Below are 13,660 nucleotides of genomic sequence, written 5' to 3' on the forward strand. Positions count from 1 at the left end.
GCGCGGCGCGTCCGGCCGCGCTCAGCGCTTGAACTCGAACTGGATTTCCGCGCCCTCGATCAGCGGATCGTCCTCCTCGTCGCCAGTGATCAACCGCCCGCTCATTTGCACCGACTGGGTGGGTTCGCTGAACAGCGGCGGCAGCAGGCTCATCGCTGGCGCGGGATCGTCGTGCCCGAGCTCCTTGGCCCAGTCTTCCGGCAGGCTCAAGTCGAGGCGGGGGACGGTCAACTCGACCTCTTCGATCTTTTTCTCGCGAGGCGCGGCCTGGTGCGCGGGCGCCGCAGGCGGCGGTTTCGGCACGCTGATCCGCAGCGGCGGTTTCGTCTCGTCGACCTGTTCAGTCGCGGGCGCCACCTCGATCTTCAGATCCGGCGGCGTTTCAGCGGCCTGCCGCGGCGCAGCCGGTGTTTGCAGCACGGGCGGCGCGGTCTTCGCTGGCGCCGGCGGTGCAGGCGACTCCTTTTCGCAGGCTGTCAGCACAAGCAGCGCGCCCGCCAGCCACAGAGGTTTGATCATCGCAGCGCCGCTCCTCTCGTTCGTGCAGGCCGAGCGCGGCGCTATTGTGCCTCTCGGCAAAGCTCGCCGGCCAGCGCGCCGAGCGTACTCAGCGCCCGCTCTGTCTCGCGGTTCCAGGGCAGGCCGCAGTTCAACCGGATGCAGTGATTGAACTGCTCGGTGTTACTGAAGATCAGCCCCGGCGCGATGCTGATGCCCTGCGCCAACGCACGCACCTGCAGGTCCTTGGTGTTGACCCGCGCCGGCAGGCTGACCCAGAGAATGAAGTTGCCCTTGGGCCGGGTCATCTGCGTGCCTTCGGGAAAGTAGCGCTGCACCGCCAGCTGGAACGCCGACAGGTTCTTGCGGTACTCCTGCCGAATGAAGCGCAGGTGGCGGTCATAGCCTCCATTCTCCAGATAAGCGGCCACACCCATCTGCGTCACGCTGCACGCCGAGTGCGTGCTGAATGTCTGCAGGCGCTGCACCTCGGCCTGGTGCCGGCCGGCGATGATCCAACCGATGCGTACGCCCGGCGACAGGGTCTTGGAAAAGCTCGAGCAATAGATCACCCGGCCTTCGCGGTCATTGGACTTGAGCGCCTTGTACTGGCCCTGCTCGAACATCAGCTCGCCGTAGATATCGTCCTCGACGATCTGGATGTCGAAGCGTGACGCCAGGTTGAGCAGCTGCTTCTGCCGGCTGTCGGGCATGCTCACGCCCAGCGGGTTGCTTAGTCGCGCGGTCAGCACCAGCGCCTTGATCGGCCACTGGCTGGCGGCCAGCTGCAGCGCCTCGAGACTCATGCCGGTGTCCGGGTCGCTGGGGATCTCGATCACCTTCAGCCCCAGCAGGTCCGCCAGTTGTAGCAAGCCGTAGTAGGTCGGCGACTCGGCGGCGATCAGATCGCCGGGCCGGGTCAGCACGCGCAACGACATCTGCAGCGCGTCGACACAGCCGTGGGTGATCACCACTTCGGCAGGGTCGACCAGCACCCCGGCGTCGCGCATGCGGATCGCCACCTGCCGGCGCAACGGTTCGTAACCCGGACTGAACATGTAGCTGAACGCCCGCGGGCTGTGGAAGCGGGTTACCTTGGCCAGCTGCTGGTGCAGCGCGCGCACCGGCAGGTAGTCCACGTGCGGAACGGCAGCGCCCAGCGGAATCAGGCCCTCGCGGCGCGACTCGTTGAGCACCTGGTTGATGATGCTGCTGCGGGTGACCAGCGTGGGTCGCTCGACCTGCGCGATGTCGGGCGTCGGCGCGGTCAGCATTGGCGTCTGGTGCACGTAGAAGCCCGACTGCGGACGGGCGCGGATCATGCCCTGGTCTTCCAGGTTGGCGTAGGCCTGCAGCACCGTCGCGTGGCTGACGTTGAGCTGCTGGCTCATCTTGCGCACGGACGGCACGCGCTCCCCAGGACGATAGACGCCGCGCCGGATATCCTCGGCCAGCTGTTGAGCGATGCGCTGATAGAGCAACAGATTGGTCATTTTTGCCGATCCCCGCAAACTGAACCGTAACAGTAGCTCAGCAACGAAGAATGAAACCAATACAGTTACATCGCGAGTGGGCGAAACAGATGTTTCAGCGATCAGGCCCCAGCTCGCCTTGCGCATCGGAAAAGAGGATTTCCACGCGTCGATTCTGCGCACGACCGCGCGCCGAAGCGTTTTCGGCAACCGGGAAGGCTTCGCCGTAACCGCGTATCTCGATGCGCTGCGAGGCGATGCCCAGATCGGTCAGCACCTCGGCGACGGCCGCAGCACGCGCCTGCGATAGCGCAAGGTTGCGGTCGGCGTCACCGCGGCTGTCGGTATAGCCCTCGATGCGTACCCGCCGCTGCGGGTTGAGTTCGAGGAAATGCGCCAGCTTGAGCAACGTGCGATTGGCCTCGCGACCCAGCTCGTCGCTATCGGCACGGAACAGCACGTCGCCCAGCGTCATCACCAGCCCACGATCGGTCTCGGTCGCCGCCATGCTGATGATCTGATCATCACCCCAACGACCCGGCTGCTGCGCACTCAACAGACGCGCGTCGCGCAGCATGTCGCGCAGGCGCTGGCGCTCCATCTGCAGTTGCACGATACGCTGCTGGTTGTCGAGCAGCGTACCGTGCTGCCGGGCGATCTCGCTGTAGCTGAGGCTCAGGTAGGAATAATGCAGCGCGTCCTCGGCGCCGCCCCAGAACTCGGCAAAGCGCTGCGCTCGCGCCAGCGATTCGCCGGCTCGCACGACATCCTTCGGCGCACCGCGCTGGACCCGCGTATCGCTGCTGACCTGGGTGTAGCTCTCTGCTGCCTGGGAAAGCTGCTGTTCGAGTTCGGGGTTGGCGCAGCCGGCCAGTCCGCCCAGCAGGAAGCAGACCAGTACCTGTCGACGAAACCGACTCACCGCAGATCCCCCAGTTGTTGGCGCAGACGCTCGATGCTGCGGTTCAGCTCGGCAATCTGGCTGAAGCTCTTGGCATTCAGCACCCGCGCTTCGGCCAGGCGCGCATCCAGCTCAGCCTGCTCGCTCAGCAGGCGCGCCTGCCGGAAGTCCTCGTCGTTCATGGCCGCATGGGCCGCGGCCAGCTTCAGCTCGGCAAGCATCAGCTCGGCGGTATGCTCGTCGGCACCGACCGCCCGTGCCTGCTGCACGGCCTGTTCGGTCAAACGTATTTGTTCAAGCGGTGCCGGATCACTGGCGCAACCACCGAGGACGGCCAGCGCCAGCCCGAATAATAGACAGCAAAGTTTCTTCACGACGATGTCCTACTGTGGCGACGCCTTCGCCGTTCCGACCTGCTGCAGTTTCCAGCGTTCCAGATTGCTGGCCAGCAGCTGCTCGGGTACCCCGGCGGCGCGCAATTCTGTCATCTTCAGCGCCAGTTGTCCCCGCAGCCAGGCGTCGTTGCAGGCGGAGTTGTGGGAAATGGCCAGATGCATCTCATGGCTGAGCACCGGCGGCTCCAGCCGCTGCACCTTGTCCAATATCGCCAGCGCGCCCATGCCGGCAAGCGCGCTGTAGCGCTCGTGCAGGACGTAGTCGGTCTTGCCGGCCACCAGCTGCTCCATCGCCTGTGACAACGAGGCAACAGGCTGCAGCGTCAGGCGTTGCTTGGCAAAGGCATCGAACTCGCGACCAAATCGACTGGTGCTGACGAAACGTCCGTCATGCCCGGCGAGGTCGTCGCGTGCGGCATAGAAGAAACCCGGCTCGTTGCGCACCCAGGCCACCGTCTGCAGCGAAGCGATGGACGGATGAACGAAATCCATCTCGTCCAGACGCTGCGTCACCAGCCGCGCATCGGCCAGGATATCGACCCGACCGCTGCGCACTTCGTCGAGCGCCTTGCTGGCATCGCCGCTGTAGAGCAGTTCGATCTTTACCCCGAGGGATTTGCCGATCTGCTTCAATAGCTCGGCGTTGGCGCCCATCAGCCGTTGCGGATTCAGCGGGTCGCGCCAGAGAAACGGTGGGTTGTCCGCTGCCCCGGTGGCAACCAGTCGCTCGCATTTACCCACTGCGAATGCCAGCGAGGGCACCACCAGCAGCGCAACCAGAACCGATTTCAGCAGAAGGCCAAACCCCATGAACGACACCTTTATGAAGGAGCACACGAACGCGACGCGGCGTGATCTTAGCATTGGCCGCCCGGCCGTTCGCGCATAAAAAAACCCGCTCGAAAGCGGGTTTTTTGGCGACTGACGAATCAGACCAGCTTTTCCAACTCTGGCACGATCTCGAACAGATCGCCCACCAGGCCGTAGTCGGCAACCTGGAAGATCGGTGCTTCCTCGTCCTTGTTGATCGCGACGATCACCTTGGAGTCCTTCATGCCGGCCAGGTGCTGGATCGCGCCGGAAATACCGACGGCGATGTACAGCTGCGGCGCGACGATCTTGCCGGTCTGGCCGACCTGCATGTCGTTCGGCACGAAGCCGGCATCGACCGCGGCACGCGAGGCACCGACCGCCGCGCCGAGCTTGTCGGCCAGCGAATACAGGTGCTTGAAGTTCTCGCCGTTCTGCATGCCGCGACCGCCGGAAACGACGATCTTGGCGGCGGTCAGCTCGGGACGGTCGGACTTGGCCAGCTCTTCGCCGACGAAGGCGGACTTGCCTGCATCACCGCTGCCGGAGATCTGCTCGATGGCAGCCGAACCACCTTCGCCGCTGACCGCATCGAAACCGGTGGTACGCACGGTGATGACCTTGATCGGTGCGGTGGACTGCACGGTGGCGATGGCGTTGCCGGCGTAGATCGGGCGCTTGAAGGTGTCAGCGCTTTCGACCGACGTGATCTCGGAGATCTGGTCGACGTCCAGTAGCGCAGCGACGCGCGGCAGGAAGTTCTTGCCGTTGGTGGTGGCCGGAGCCAGCACGTGGCTGTAACTCTTGGCGAGATCGGCGATCAGCGGCGCGACGTTTTCCGGCAGCTGATGGGCGTAGGCGGCATCGTCGGCGACCAGCACCTTGGAAACGCCGGCGATCTTGGCAGCTGCCTCGCCAATGGCACCACAGCCGGAACCGGCGACCAGCACATGGATGTCGCCACCCATTTTCGCGGCAGCCGCCACGGTGTTCAGGGTTGCGGCCGCGAGGACGGCGTTGTTGTGTTCAGCGATAACCAGGATAGTCATTTAGATTACCTTCGCCTCGTTCTTCAGTTTCTCGACCAGTTCTGCCACGGACTTGACCTTGATACCGGCGCTGCGGGCAGCCGGCGCTTCGACCTTCAGGGTCTTCACGGTGGAACCGGTGGCGACGCCCAGCGCGTCCGGGGTCAGGGTTTCCAGCGGCTTCTTCTTGGCCTTCATGATGTTCGGCAGCGACGCGTAGCGCGGCTCGTTCAGACGCAGGTCGGTGGTGACGATCGCCGGCAGGCTCAGCGCGACGGTCTGCAGACCGCCATCGATTTCGCGGGTGACGTTGACCTTGTCGCCAGCCACTTCCACCTTGGAGGCGAAGGTGCCCTGGGCATAGCCGGTCAGCGCGGCCAGCATCTGGCCGGTCTGGTTGTTGTCGCTGTCGATGGCCTGCTTGCCGAGGATCACCAGCTGCGGCTGCTCTTTGTCGACCACCGCCTTGAGCAGCTTGGCAACCGCCAGGGAGCTCAGTTCGTCGTTGGACTCGACCAGCACGGCGCGGTCGGCGCCCAGTGCCAGTGCGGTGCGCAGCTGCTCCTGAGCAGCGGCCGAACCGATGGAGACGACAACGATCTCGCTCGCCACGCCCTTTTCTTTCAGGCGTACGGCTTCTTCCACGGCAATTTCGCAGAAGGGGTTCATCGACATCTTGACGTTGGCGAGGTCGACGCCGGAGTTGTCCGCCTTGACGCGAACCTTGACGTTGTAGTCGACCACTCGTTTGACAGCTACAAGAACCTTCATGGATTCCTCGTTACTCTCCGGTGAATAGAATTTCGCCGAGGCGAACCGAACCCGGCGCGAAGGCTCTGGGATCGTCAGTCATCTGCCTGTGCGGCGAGCGCAAACCGTTCGTATCTTGACTGCAGGCCGCAGATGGGGTCAACAACGCATATGCCCCGTCATAACCTTGCGGTACAGGCGATTCTAACAGGCTTCGGAAAAATTCAAACAAACGTTTGTATTGGACCGGTTCGAGCGTCTATATATAATGCGCCGGCCGGTTCGATCAGGGAACGATTGCGGCTTTGCCACTCACATAACAAACAAGCCTTGACTAGGAGAAAGCCCAATGGAACGCGAATACATGGAATTCGACGTTGTCATCGTCGGCGCCGGCCCTGCAGGCCTTTCCGCTGCCTGCCGCCTGAAGCAGAAAGCCGCCGACGCTGGTCAGGAAATCAGTGTATGCGTCGTCGAAAAGGGTTCCGAAGTAGGCGCCCACATCCTCTCCGGCGCAGTCTTCGAGCCGCGTGCGCTGGATGAACTGTTCCCCGATTGGAAAGAACTTGGCGCCCCGCTGAACACTCCGGTCAAACGCGACGACATCTACCTGCTCAAGAACGCCGAAGCCGCCAGCAAGCTGCCCAACGCACTGGTTCCCAAGACCATGCACAACGAGGGCAACTACATCATTTCGCTCGGTAACCTGTGCCGCTGGCTGGCCCAGCAGGCCGAGAACCTGGGTGTCGAGATCTACCCGGGCTTCGCCGCTCAGGAAGCGCTGATCGACGAGAACGGCATTGTGCGCGGTATCGTCACCGGTGACCTCGGCGTCGACCGCGAAGGCAACCCGAAGGACGGCATGTACACCCCGGGCATGGAGCTGCGCGCAAAGTACACGTTGTTCGCCGAAGGCTGCCGCGGTCATATCGGCAAGCAACTGATCAACCGCTTCCAGCTCAACGCCAACGTCGATCCGCAGCATTACGGCATCGGCATCAAGGAGCTGTGGGACATCGACCCGGCCAAGCACGAGCAGGGTCTGGTCGTACACACCGCCGGCTGGCCGCTGGACGATGAGAACTCCGGCGGCTCCTTCCTCTATCACCTGGAAAACAACCAGGTGGTCGTCGGCCTGATCGTCGATCTGTCCTACAGCAACCCGCACCTGTCGCCGTTCGACGAATTCCAGCGCTACAAGCATCATCCGGTGATCAAGCAGTACCTGGACGGCGGCAAGCGCGTGTCCTACGGCGCCCGCGCCATCGCCAAGGGCGGCCTGAACTGCCTGCCGAAGATGGTGTTCAACGGCGGTGCGCTGATCGGCTGCGACGCCGGCACCCTGAACTTCGCCAAGATCAAGGGCAGCCACACGGCGATGAAGTCCGGCATGCTCGCCGCCGAAGCGGCTGCCGACGCGCTGCTGGCCGGCCGCGAGGGCGGCGATGAGCTGACGGCGTATCAGGAAGGCTTCAAGAACAGCTGGCTGTACGACGAGCTGTACAAGAGCCGCAATTTCGGCGCCGCCATCCACAAGTGGGGCGCAATCAAGGGTGGCGCATTCAACTTCATCGACCAGAACATCTTCGGCGGCAAGATTCCCTTCACGCTGCACGACACCAAGCCGGACTACGCCTGCCTCAAGCCGGCCGCCGAGTCGAAGAAGATCGAGTATCCGAAGCCGGACGGCAAACTGAGCTTCGACAAGCTCAGCTCGGTATTCCTCTCCAACACCAACCACGAGGAAGACCAGCCGATCCACCTGCGGCTGACCGATCCGAACGTTCCGATCGAGAAGAACCTGCCGCTGTACGACGAGCCGGCACAGCGCTACTGCCCGGCCGGCGTGTACGAAGTCGTGAGCAACGACGATGGCAGCAAGCGCTTCCAGATCAACGCGCAGAACTGCGTGCACTGCAAGACCTGCGACATCAAGGACCCAGCGCAGAACATCACCTGGGTAGCGCCAGAAGGCACCGGTGGTCCGAACTACCCCAACATGTAAGCAAAGCATTAACGAAAAAGGCTCCTTCGGGAGCCTTTTTCGTTGAGGTGACATTCTCGCGGAGCCGTCTCGCGGTGCTACTCCGGCGCACGCCCGAGCGGGAAGAACTCGCCGCAACTCCAAACACCCAGCCAGCTCTCCCCGTCGAGCAGACGTGGCACCGCCAGCTCCACCAGTTCGTAGAACACATTGCGATGAATCAGCGCCTCCAGATTGGCACGCACATGCACATAGGGAGACGGCTGGTCGGTTTGTGGATCCAGTTCGACGCGCAGCGGATGCTCGCCACCAACCAGAACCTCATCCTCGACGTTGGTGAGCATACGCAGCTGCTGCGCCTCACCCTGCCCCGCCACCTCCAGACGCACCGCCACGAACGGCGCGTCGTCAACGCGTATTCCGACCTTCTCGACCGGCGTAACCAGAAAGTACGCGTCGCCATCGCGCCGCAACACGGTGGAGAACAGACGCACCATCGCCGGCCGGGTGATCGGCGTGCCGAGGTAATACCAGCTGCCATCGCGGGCAATACGCATGTCGATGTCGCCGCAGAACGGCGGATTCCAGAGATGCACCGGCGGCAGTCCACGCCCTTCGGCCTTCGGGATCTGTCCAAGCAGTGCGGTGGCTTTCGTAGATTCGCTCATTGGCATGGTCCTCCGCGTCGCCCTTCTACACGCGACACTCAGTCGCTGAGCCCCAGCAGGCGCCGAGCATAATCGCGCAACGGCGGGCCGAGCAGTTCGTCAGGCTTAGCATCGTACAGATTGAGTAGCCCGCCGCGCGCGCGGATGCGGGCAGTATCGACCAGATAACGCGTGCTGGTCTCGACCAGCATGAGTTGCACGACGCCACTGTCGACCCCCAAGCGATCGACGGCTCGCTGTTCGTTCAGCTCATCGAAACTACCGATACGGTCATCGGCCGCGGCGAAGCGCGTATAGAGCACGTAATGCGCGCCGACGGCCGTTGCCTGCGTCATCGCTTCTTCGAAGCCAACCGGCTGCTCCGCGCGACGCACCATGGGGAAATACTCGACGAACCCGGCGAACGCTTCCTCGGCGACCACATTGGGACGCGGATAGCCATTACCCGGTGGGGTGAAATGTCCCTGCGCAATATAGATGAAGGAATCGGCCTGCAAACGCCATGGGCTCGCACGGCGGGTCTGGCTATGGTCGAGGATACCGGCATCGCGCAGGTGGTAGCGGGTGCCTTCGGCCATGTCGCTGACCTTCATGCAGCCGGCCAGAGTCAGGGCACCCAGCACTACGTAGAGCAATCGCATCTGCATATTCTCCAGCCGGCGACGGAAAGCCGGCACGTGGCTGCCTGAATGCAGCATCCACGCCATACCACCCGCCGGTACCGCTCAATCACGCTTGCGCTTGTTGCCCATGCGCACGCCGATGTCCATGAGGAACTGGAAGAACCCTTCCTGATCCTCGAGCACATTGCTCCAGAACGGCGAGTGATACAGCGCGACTGCGCCATGTACAAGCGCCCAGGCCGCGCAATAGTGGAAATACGGCGGTACGTCTTCGAGCTTGCCTTCGGCGATGCGCCCTTCGATCAGCTGAGTCAGACGCTGGAAGTTGGAGGCGCGGATGCGATGCAGCTCTTCCACCAGCTCCGGCACCTGATTGCCCTTCACAACCTTCTCTTCCAGCCGATCGAACAGGCGGTAGCGCTGCGGATCGCGCATGCGGAACTCGAAATAGGCCCGTGACAACGCTTCCTTGTCACGGTCGACATCTTCGGAATGCAGCAGCGCGTTCAGGTCACGCTCATAATCGAGCATCAGCCGCAGGTAGATTTCGGCCTTGGACTTGAAGTGCTTGTAGATAGTGCCTTTGCCGATTCCGACGGCATCGGCAATCATCTCGACCGTGACGCTGTCTTCGCCCTGATCGAGAAACAGCTGCAGGGCGATGTCGAGTATTTCCTGTTCGCGACGACGAAACTCGCGAACCTTCCGGGATTCTGTCTGCATGGAGGGCTGCTGGCGTGAAAAACGAGGTAGCCATTATGCCTATCCAGTCATCGAATGCACGAGGCATCCAACAATGATTCAATTCAGTAACGAATTTCCTCATCCGGTCGGATTGAGGTACCTGAACCACGCTGCCGTCGCTCCCTGGCCACGACGCGCGGCGCAGGCCGTGTCTCGCTTCGCCGAGCAGAACATGACCATCGGCGCGCGCGACTATCCCCAATGGCTAGAAACCGAACAGCGCCTGCGCGAGCGCCTTGCGCGCCTGCTCAATGCGCCCGGCAGTGCGGACATCGCGCTGGTCAAAAACACCTCGGAAGCCTTGTCGTTCGTCGCATTCGGCCTGAATTGGCAGCACGGCGACCAGATCATCATCAGCGATGAGGAGTTTCCGTCCAACCGAGTGGTTTGGGAGGCGCTGCGGCCGCAGGGCGTGGAGGTCATCCAGGTCAGCCTCAAAGGCGCCGACCCGGAAGCGGATCTGCTCGCCGCCTGCGGCCCGCGGGTACGCCTGATGGCCATCAGCGCCGTGCAATATGCCAGCGGCCTTCGTCTTGACCTCCAGCGCCTGGGCGAAGGCTGCGAGCAACGGGGCGTGCTGCTATGCATCGATGCGATACAGCAGCTCGGCGCCCTGCCCTTCGACGTGCAACAAAGCCGCTGCGCGTTTGCGATGGCGGATGGACACAAGTGGATGCTAGGGCCGGAGGGACTTGGCGTGTTCTATTGCCGGCGCGATCTGCGCGAGCGACTCACGCTGCACGAGTTCGGCTGGCACATGCTCGAGCACGCCGGCGACTACGAGCGCAGCGAATGGGAGCCAGCCCGCAGCGGCCGGCGCTTTGAATGCGGCAGCCCGAACATGCTCGGTGCTATGGCGCTGGATGCCAGCCTGTCGCTGCTTGAGGAGATCGGCATGCCTCAGGTTGCCAGCGAACTGGCCGAGCGCATCGACTGGCTACGCCAGGGCCTGAAAGGTATCGACGGCATTGAACTCCTGAGCCCAGAGCTCCCGGAGCGTCGTTCCGGCATCGTCACCTTCCGTCTGGACAGCGGATCGAATCAAACGCTTTTCGAGCAACTGAAAGCCGAACAGATCGTGTGCGCGCTGCGCGGTGGCGGTGTGCGCTTTTCACCGCACTTCTACACCGAGGCGCGGATCATCGATGAAACCCTGGCGGTAGTCGCCCGGCTGGCTCGCAATTGAGCGATGAACCCTCAGCCGATGTATTCCAAATAGATTTAACAAAACTGCCGCTATTGGCGGCGAATTCTTTTGAACAGGCTAATACTGATAGCACTGGTGAGGCATTCCCCCCACTGCCTGACCAGCTGAGAGCGTGAGGAACACGCTCTCATACTCCTAATGGTCTTGACCCGGCTCTCCGTTCAGGGAAGCCGGGTTTTTTTAGGCCGTCCGGGCGATACGCGTGCGGCGTATCTGAAAGCACAGACCGAGGAAGGCCACCCAGAACGGAATGGCGTACACCGACAGACGGATACCCGGGATGAACAGCATGATGGCCAGGATGCCGGCCACGAACGCGAGGCACAAATAATTGCTGAACGGGAACCAGAACGCCTTGAAGCTCGGCTCGACGCCACGCTGCTGCATCGCCTTGCGGAATTTCAGATGCGCCATGCTGATCATCGCCCAGTTGATTACCAGCGAGGCGACTACCAGCGACATCAGCAATTCGAGCGCATTTTGCGGTGCCAGATAATTGACCAGTACACACAGCAGCGTAACAGCCGCCGAGACTCCAATCGCCAGCACCGGTACACCACGCCGGTTGACCTTGAGCAAGGCTCGGGGGGCGTCCCCTTGCTCGGCCAGGCCATAGAGCATGCGGCTGTTGCAATACACGCCACTGTTGTAGACCGACAACGCGGCGGTCAGCACGACGAAGTTGAGCAGATGGGCGGCGGTATCGCTGCCGATCAGCGAGAAGATCTGCACGAACGGGCTACCGCTGTAGGGGTCGGCTGCCGAGCCCAGGGTTTCCAGCAGGCTGTCCCACGGATACAGCGTCAACAGCACGGTAAGCGCGCCGATGTAGAAGATCAGAATCCGATAGACGACCTGGTTGATCGCCTTCGGAATCACCGTTTTCGGGTCGGCCGCCTCCGCGGCGGTGATCCCCACCAATTCCAGCCCGCCGAAGGAAAACATGATGATGGCAAGCGCCATGATCAGGCCGTGGATGCCGTTGGGGAAAAACCCGCCGTGACTCCACAGGTTGCTGATGCTTGCCTGCTCGCCGCCCTGTCCGCTGAACAGTAGGAACAGTCCGAGCATGATCATGCCAATGATTGCCGCGACCTTGATGATGGCGAACCAGAACTCAGCCTCGCCGAACGCCTTTACGTTGGTCAGATTGATCAGGTTAATCAGCACGAAGAAGGCTGCCGCCGTCGCCCAGGTGGGTATTTCCGGCCACCAGAACTGCACGTATTTGCCGACTGCCGTCAGCTCGGCCATGCCGACCAGAACGTACAGCACCCAGTAATTCCACCCCGACATGAAGCCGGCAAACGGTCCCCAGTACTGATGGGCGAAATGGCTGAACGAGCCGGCTACCGGCTCCTCGACGATCATCTCGCCAAGCTGACGCATGATCAGGAAAGCGATCAGGCCACCAATGGCGTAGCCCAGAATCATCGATGGGCCAGCGCTACGCAGCACCCCGGCCGATCCCAGGAACAGGCCGGTACCGATGGCGCCACCGAGCGCGATGAGCTGGATATGGCGATTCTTCAGGCCACGCTGGAGCGGGCCGGTGTGCAGTGTGTCGCGAGTCATTGCGTCACCTTCTGTGACGGTTGTGGGGCCGCCGACAGGGTGTCGGCAGCGACGAAACTCCGAGCATGTAGCCAACGCATCGGATTACGCTCGATGGCGCGGAGCCACGAGCACAAGCGGCGCGCATTGTACACGCCCGAAACGCGCGCGCAGCCCTCTGAAATCAAGGCGCGACGTGCGCCAGCGGGAATAGGCGGCGGAAGTTGGCCGTGGTCTGCTCGGCGAAACGCTCGAAGGGTACGCCACGCCATTGCGCGAGAAATTCGGCGACCTCACGCACGTATTGCGGCAGGTTGGGCCGGCCCCGATGAGGCACCGGTGCCAGATACGGCGCATCGGTTTCCACCAGCAAGCGGTCGGCCGGTATCCGCCGCGCCACATCGCGCAGCGCATCCGCGTTGCGGAAGGTGACGATCCCGGACAGCGAAATGTAGAACCCCAGATCGAGCGCTGCGCTGGCCATGTCCCAGTCCTCGGTGAAGCAGTGCAGCACACCAGCCTGCGGTAGCGCGGCCTCGCGCAGTAGCGCCAGGGTATCGGCGCGCGCTTCGCGGGTGTGCACGATGACCGACTTGCCTGTGATCTGCGCAGCCTGCAGATGCAGACGGAATGCCTCGCGTTGGCGCTCGGCAGCCTGCGGCTCGTAATGGTAGTCGAGACCGGTTTCGCCAATAGCCACCACTCGCGGGTGCGCCAGCTCGGCGAGCAACCAATCCAGTGCCGGCTGCGCACCCGGCTCCAGATCCAGCGGATGCACGCCAATCGAGCAATCGACATCGGCATGGCGCTCGGCGATGGCCTTGACCTCGGCCGCATTGTCCGCACTGACGCCAATGCAGAGAAAATGTCCAACACCGCACGCACGTGCCGCGTCCAGCGCCGCATCGAGCGAACCGCCATGAGCGGCGAGATCGAGTCGGTCCAGATGACAGTGGGAATCTACCAGCATGGGAAATCGCTTATCGCCTGGTTGGGAAAGGCGGCGATTGTAAGGTAAACACGTGC

14 protein-coding genes are annotated in these 13,660 nt (G+C 62.7%); 2 read left to right on the forward strand and 12 right to left on the reverse strand.

The window, feature by feature from the left end; all coding sequences use genetic code 11:
• Positions 1 to 21: 21 nt before the first annotated feature.
• The 7 genes from HU825_RS18005 to HU825_RS18035 all read right to left on the reverse strand — a co-directional run bounded on the left by HU825_RS18005 (position 22) and on the right by HU825_RS18035 (position 5,875).
• Complete coding sequence (locus HU825_RS18005) at positions 22 to 519, reverse strand: hypothetical protein (protein ID WP_234302600.1); 498 nt, start codon at positions 517 to 519, stop codon at positions 22 to 24.
• A 41-nt stretch (positions 520 to 560) separates the two neighbouring features.
• On the reverse strand, positions 561 to 1,991 hold the full coding sequence (locus HU825_RS18010) for an aminotransferase-like domain-containing protein (RefSeq protein ID WP_234302601.1): 1,431 nt from the start codon (positions 1,989 to 1,991) through the stop codon (positions 561 to 563).
• 94 nt (positions 1,992 to 2,085) lie between these two features.
• On the reverse strand, positions 2,086 to 2,892 hold the full coding sequence (locus tag HU825_RS18015; RefSeq protein WP_052079031.1) for an OmpA family protein: 807 nt from the start codon (positions 2,890 to 2,892) through the stop codon (positions 2,086 to 2,088).
• Entirely contained in the window at positions 2,889 to 3,245 is a 357-nt protein-coding gene (locus HU825_RS18020) for a DUF4398 domain-containing protein (protein ID WP_234302602.1), read from the reverse strand. Before HU825_RS18020 ends, HU825_RS18015 begins: the two co-directional genes overlap by 4 nt.
• A 9-nt stretch (positions 3,246 to 3,254) precedes the next feature.
• On the reverse strand, positions 3,255 to 4,076 hold the full coding sequence (locus HU825_RS18025) for a substrate-binding periplasmic protein (protein WP_234302603.1): 822 nt from the start codon (positions 4,074 to 4,076) through the stop codon (positions 3,255 to 3,257).
• A gap of 119 nt (positions 4,077 to 4,195) precedes the next feature.
• On the reverse strand, positions 4,196 to 5,125 hold the full coding sequence (locus HU825_RS18030; RefSeq protein WP_156715051.1) for an electron transfer flavoprotein subunit alpha/FixB family protein: 930 nt from the start codon (positions 5,123 to 5,125) through the stop codon (positions 4,196 to 4,198).
• A complete protein-coding gene (locus HU825_RS18035; RefSeq protein WP_234302604.1) occupies positions 5,126 to 5,875 on the reverse strand; it encodes an electron transfer flavoprotein subunit beta/FixA family protein in 750 nt (249 codons plus the stop codon).
• Positions 5,876 to 6,203: 328 nt separating this feature from the next.
• Here HU825_RS18035 and HU825_RS18040 point away from each other — a divergent pair, with 328 nt between their 5' ends.
• Positions 6,204 to 7,859, forward strand: a complete 1,656-nt coding sequence (locus HU825_RS18040; protein ID WP_234302605.1) for an electron transfer flavoprotein-ubiquinone oxidoreductase — start codon at positions 6,204 to 6,206, stop codon at positions 7,857 to 7,859.
• Positions 7,860 to 7,936: 77 nt separating this feature from the next.
• Here HU825_RS18040 and HU825_RS18045 read toward each other — a convergent pair whose 3' ends face one another.
• The 3 genes from HU825_RS18045 to HU825_RS18055 all read right to left on the reverse strand — a co-directional run bounded on the left by HU825_RS18045 (position 7,937) and on the right by HU825_RS18055 (position 9,852).
• Positions 7,937 to 8,506 carry a DUF1285 domain-containing protein gene (locus tag HU825_RS18045; RefSeq protein WP_234302606.1) on the reverse strand — a complete coding sequence of 190 codons (570 nt, stop codon included), beginning with the start codon at positions 8,504 to 8,506 and terminating at the stop codon, positions 7,937 to 7,939.
• 38 nt (positions 8,507 to 8,544) lie between these two features.
• Positions 8,545 to 9,153: a DUF4823 domain-containing protein gene (locus HU825_RS18050; protein WP_418652793.1), complete on the reverse strand. Its 609-nt coding sequence runs from the start codon at positions 9,151 to 9,153 to the stop codon at positions 8,545 to 8,547.
• Positions 9,154 to 9,231: 78 nt separating this feature from the next.
• Positions 9,232 to 9,852, reverse strand: a complete 621-nt coding sequence (locus HU825_RS18055; RefSeq protein WP_008570636.1) for a TetR/AcrR family transcriptional regulator — start codon at positions 9,850 to 9,852, stop codon at positions 9,232 to 9,234.
• A 73-nt stretch (positions 9,853 to 9,925) separates the two neighbouring features.
• On the opposite strand from HU825_RS18055, the gene HU825_RS18060 reads away from it, so the two are divergent.
• Complete coding sequence (locus HU825_RS18060) at positions 9,926 to 11,059, forward strand: aminotransferase class V-fold PLP-dependent enzyme (RefSeq protein WP_077683882.1); 1,134 nt, start codon at positions 9,926 to 9,928, stop codon at positions 11,057 to 11,059.
• 201 nt (positions 11,060 to 11,260) lie between these two features.
• Here the strand turns inward: HU825_RS18060 and HU825_RS18065 are convergent, their stop codons facing one another.
• Together HU825_RS18065 and HU825_RS18070 are read right to left on the reverse strand one after the other, a co-directional pair.
• Positions 11,261 to 12,655 (reverse strand): amino acid permease, encoded by a 1,395-nt coding sequence (locus HU825_RS18065; protein WP_043299404.1) that lies wholly within the window; start codon positions 12,653 to 12,655, stop codon positions 11,261 to 11,263.
• Between the two features lie 163 nt (positions 12,656 to 12,818).
• On the reverse strand, positions 12,819 to 13,604 hold the full coding sequence (locus tag HU825_RS18070; RefSeq protein ID WP_077683881.1) for a TatD family hydrolase: 786 nt from the start codon (positions 13,602 to 13,604) through the stop codon (positions 12,819 to 12,821).
• Between the last annotated feature and the right edge of the window lie 56 nt (positions 13,605 to 13,660).

The organism is Pseudomonas phenolilytica (assembly GCF_021432765.1).
Classification (GTDB): Bacteria; Pseudomonadota; Gammaproteobacteria; order Pseudomonadales; family Pseudomonadaceae; genus Stutzerimonas; species Stutzerimonas phenolilytica.

What these genes read in the sequence shown, in the direction of transcription:
- HU825_RS18005 (WP_234302600.1), bottom strand. Translation starts at nt 519, where the DNA reads ATGATCAAACCTCTGTGGCTGGCGGGCGCGCTGCTTGTGCTGACAGCC.
- HU825_RS18010 (WP_234302601.1), bottom strand. Translation starts at nt 1,991, where the DNA reads ATGACCAATCTGTTGCTCTATCAGCGCATCGCTCAACAGCTGGCCGAG.
- HU825_RS18025 (WP_234302603.1), bottom strand. Translation starts at nt 4,076, where the DNA reads ATGGGGTTTGGCCTTCTGCTGAAATCGGTTCTGGTTGCGCTGCTGGTG.
- HU825_RS18030 (WP_156715051.1), bottom strand. Translation starts at nt 5,125, where the DNA reads ATGACTATCCTGGTTATCGCTGAACACAACAACGCCGTCCTCGCGGCC.
- HU825_RS18035 (WP_234302604.1), bottom strand. Translation starts at nt 5,875, where the DNA reads ATGAAGGTTCTTGTAGCTGTCAAACGAGTGGTCGACTACAACGTCAAG.
- HU825_RS18040 (WP_234302605.1), top strand. Translation starts at nt 6,204, where the DNA reads ATGGAACGCGAATACATGGAATTCGACGTTGTCATCGTCGGCGCCGGC.
- HU825_RS18045 (WP_234302606.1), bottom strand. Translation starts at nt 8,506, where the DNA reads ATGAGCGAATCTACGAAAGCCACCGCACTGCTTGGACAGATCCCGAAG.
- HU825_RS18050 (WP_418652793.1), bottom strand. Translation starts at nt 9,153, where the DNA reads ATGCAGATGCGATTGCTCTACGTAGTGCTGGGTGCCCTGACTCTGGCC.
- HU825_RS18055 (WP_008570636.1), bottom strand. Translation starts at nt 9,852, where the DNA reads ATGCAGACAGAATCCCGGAAGGTTCGCGAGTTTCGTCGTCGCGAACAG.
- HU825_RS18060 (WP_077683882.1), top strand. Translation starts at nt 9,926, where the DNA reads ATGATTCAATTCAGTAACGAATTTCCTCATCCGGTCGGATTGAGGTAC.
- HU825_RS18065 (WP_043299404.1), bottom strand. Translation starts at nt 12,655, where the DNA reads ATGACTCGCGACACACTGCACACCGGCCCGCTCCAGCGTGGCCTGAAG.
- HU825_RS18070 (WP_077683881.1), bottom strand. Translation starts at nt 13,604, where the DNA reads ATGCTGGTAGATTCCCACTGTCATCTGGACCGACTCGATCTCGCCGCT.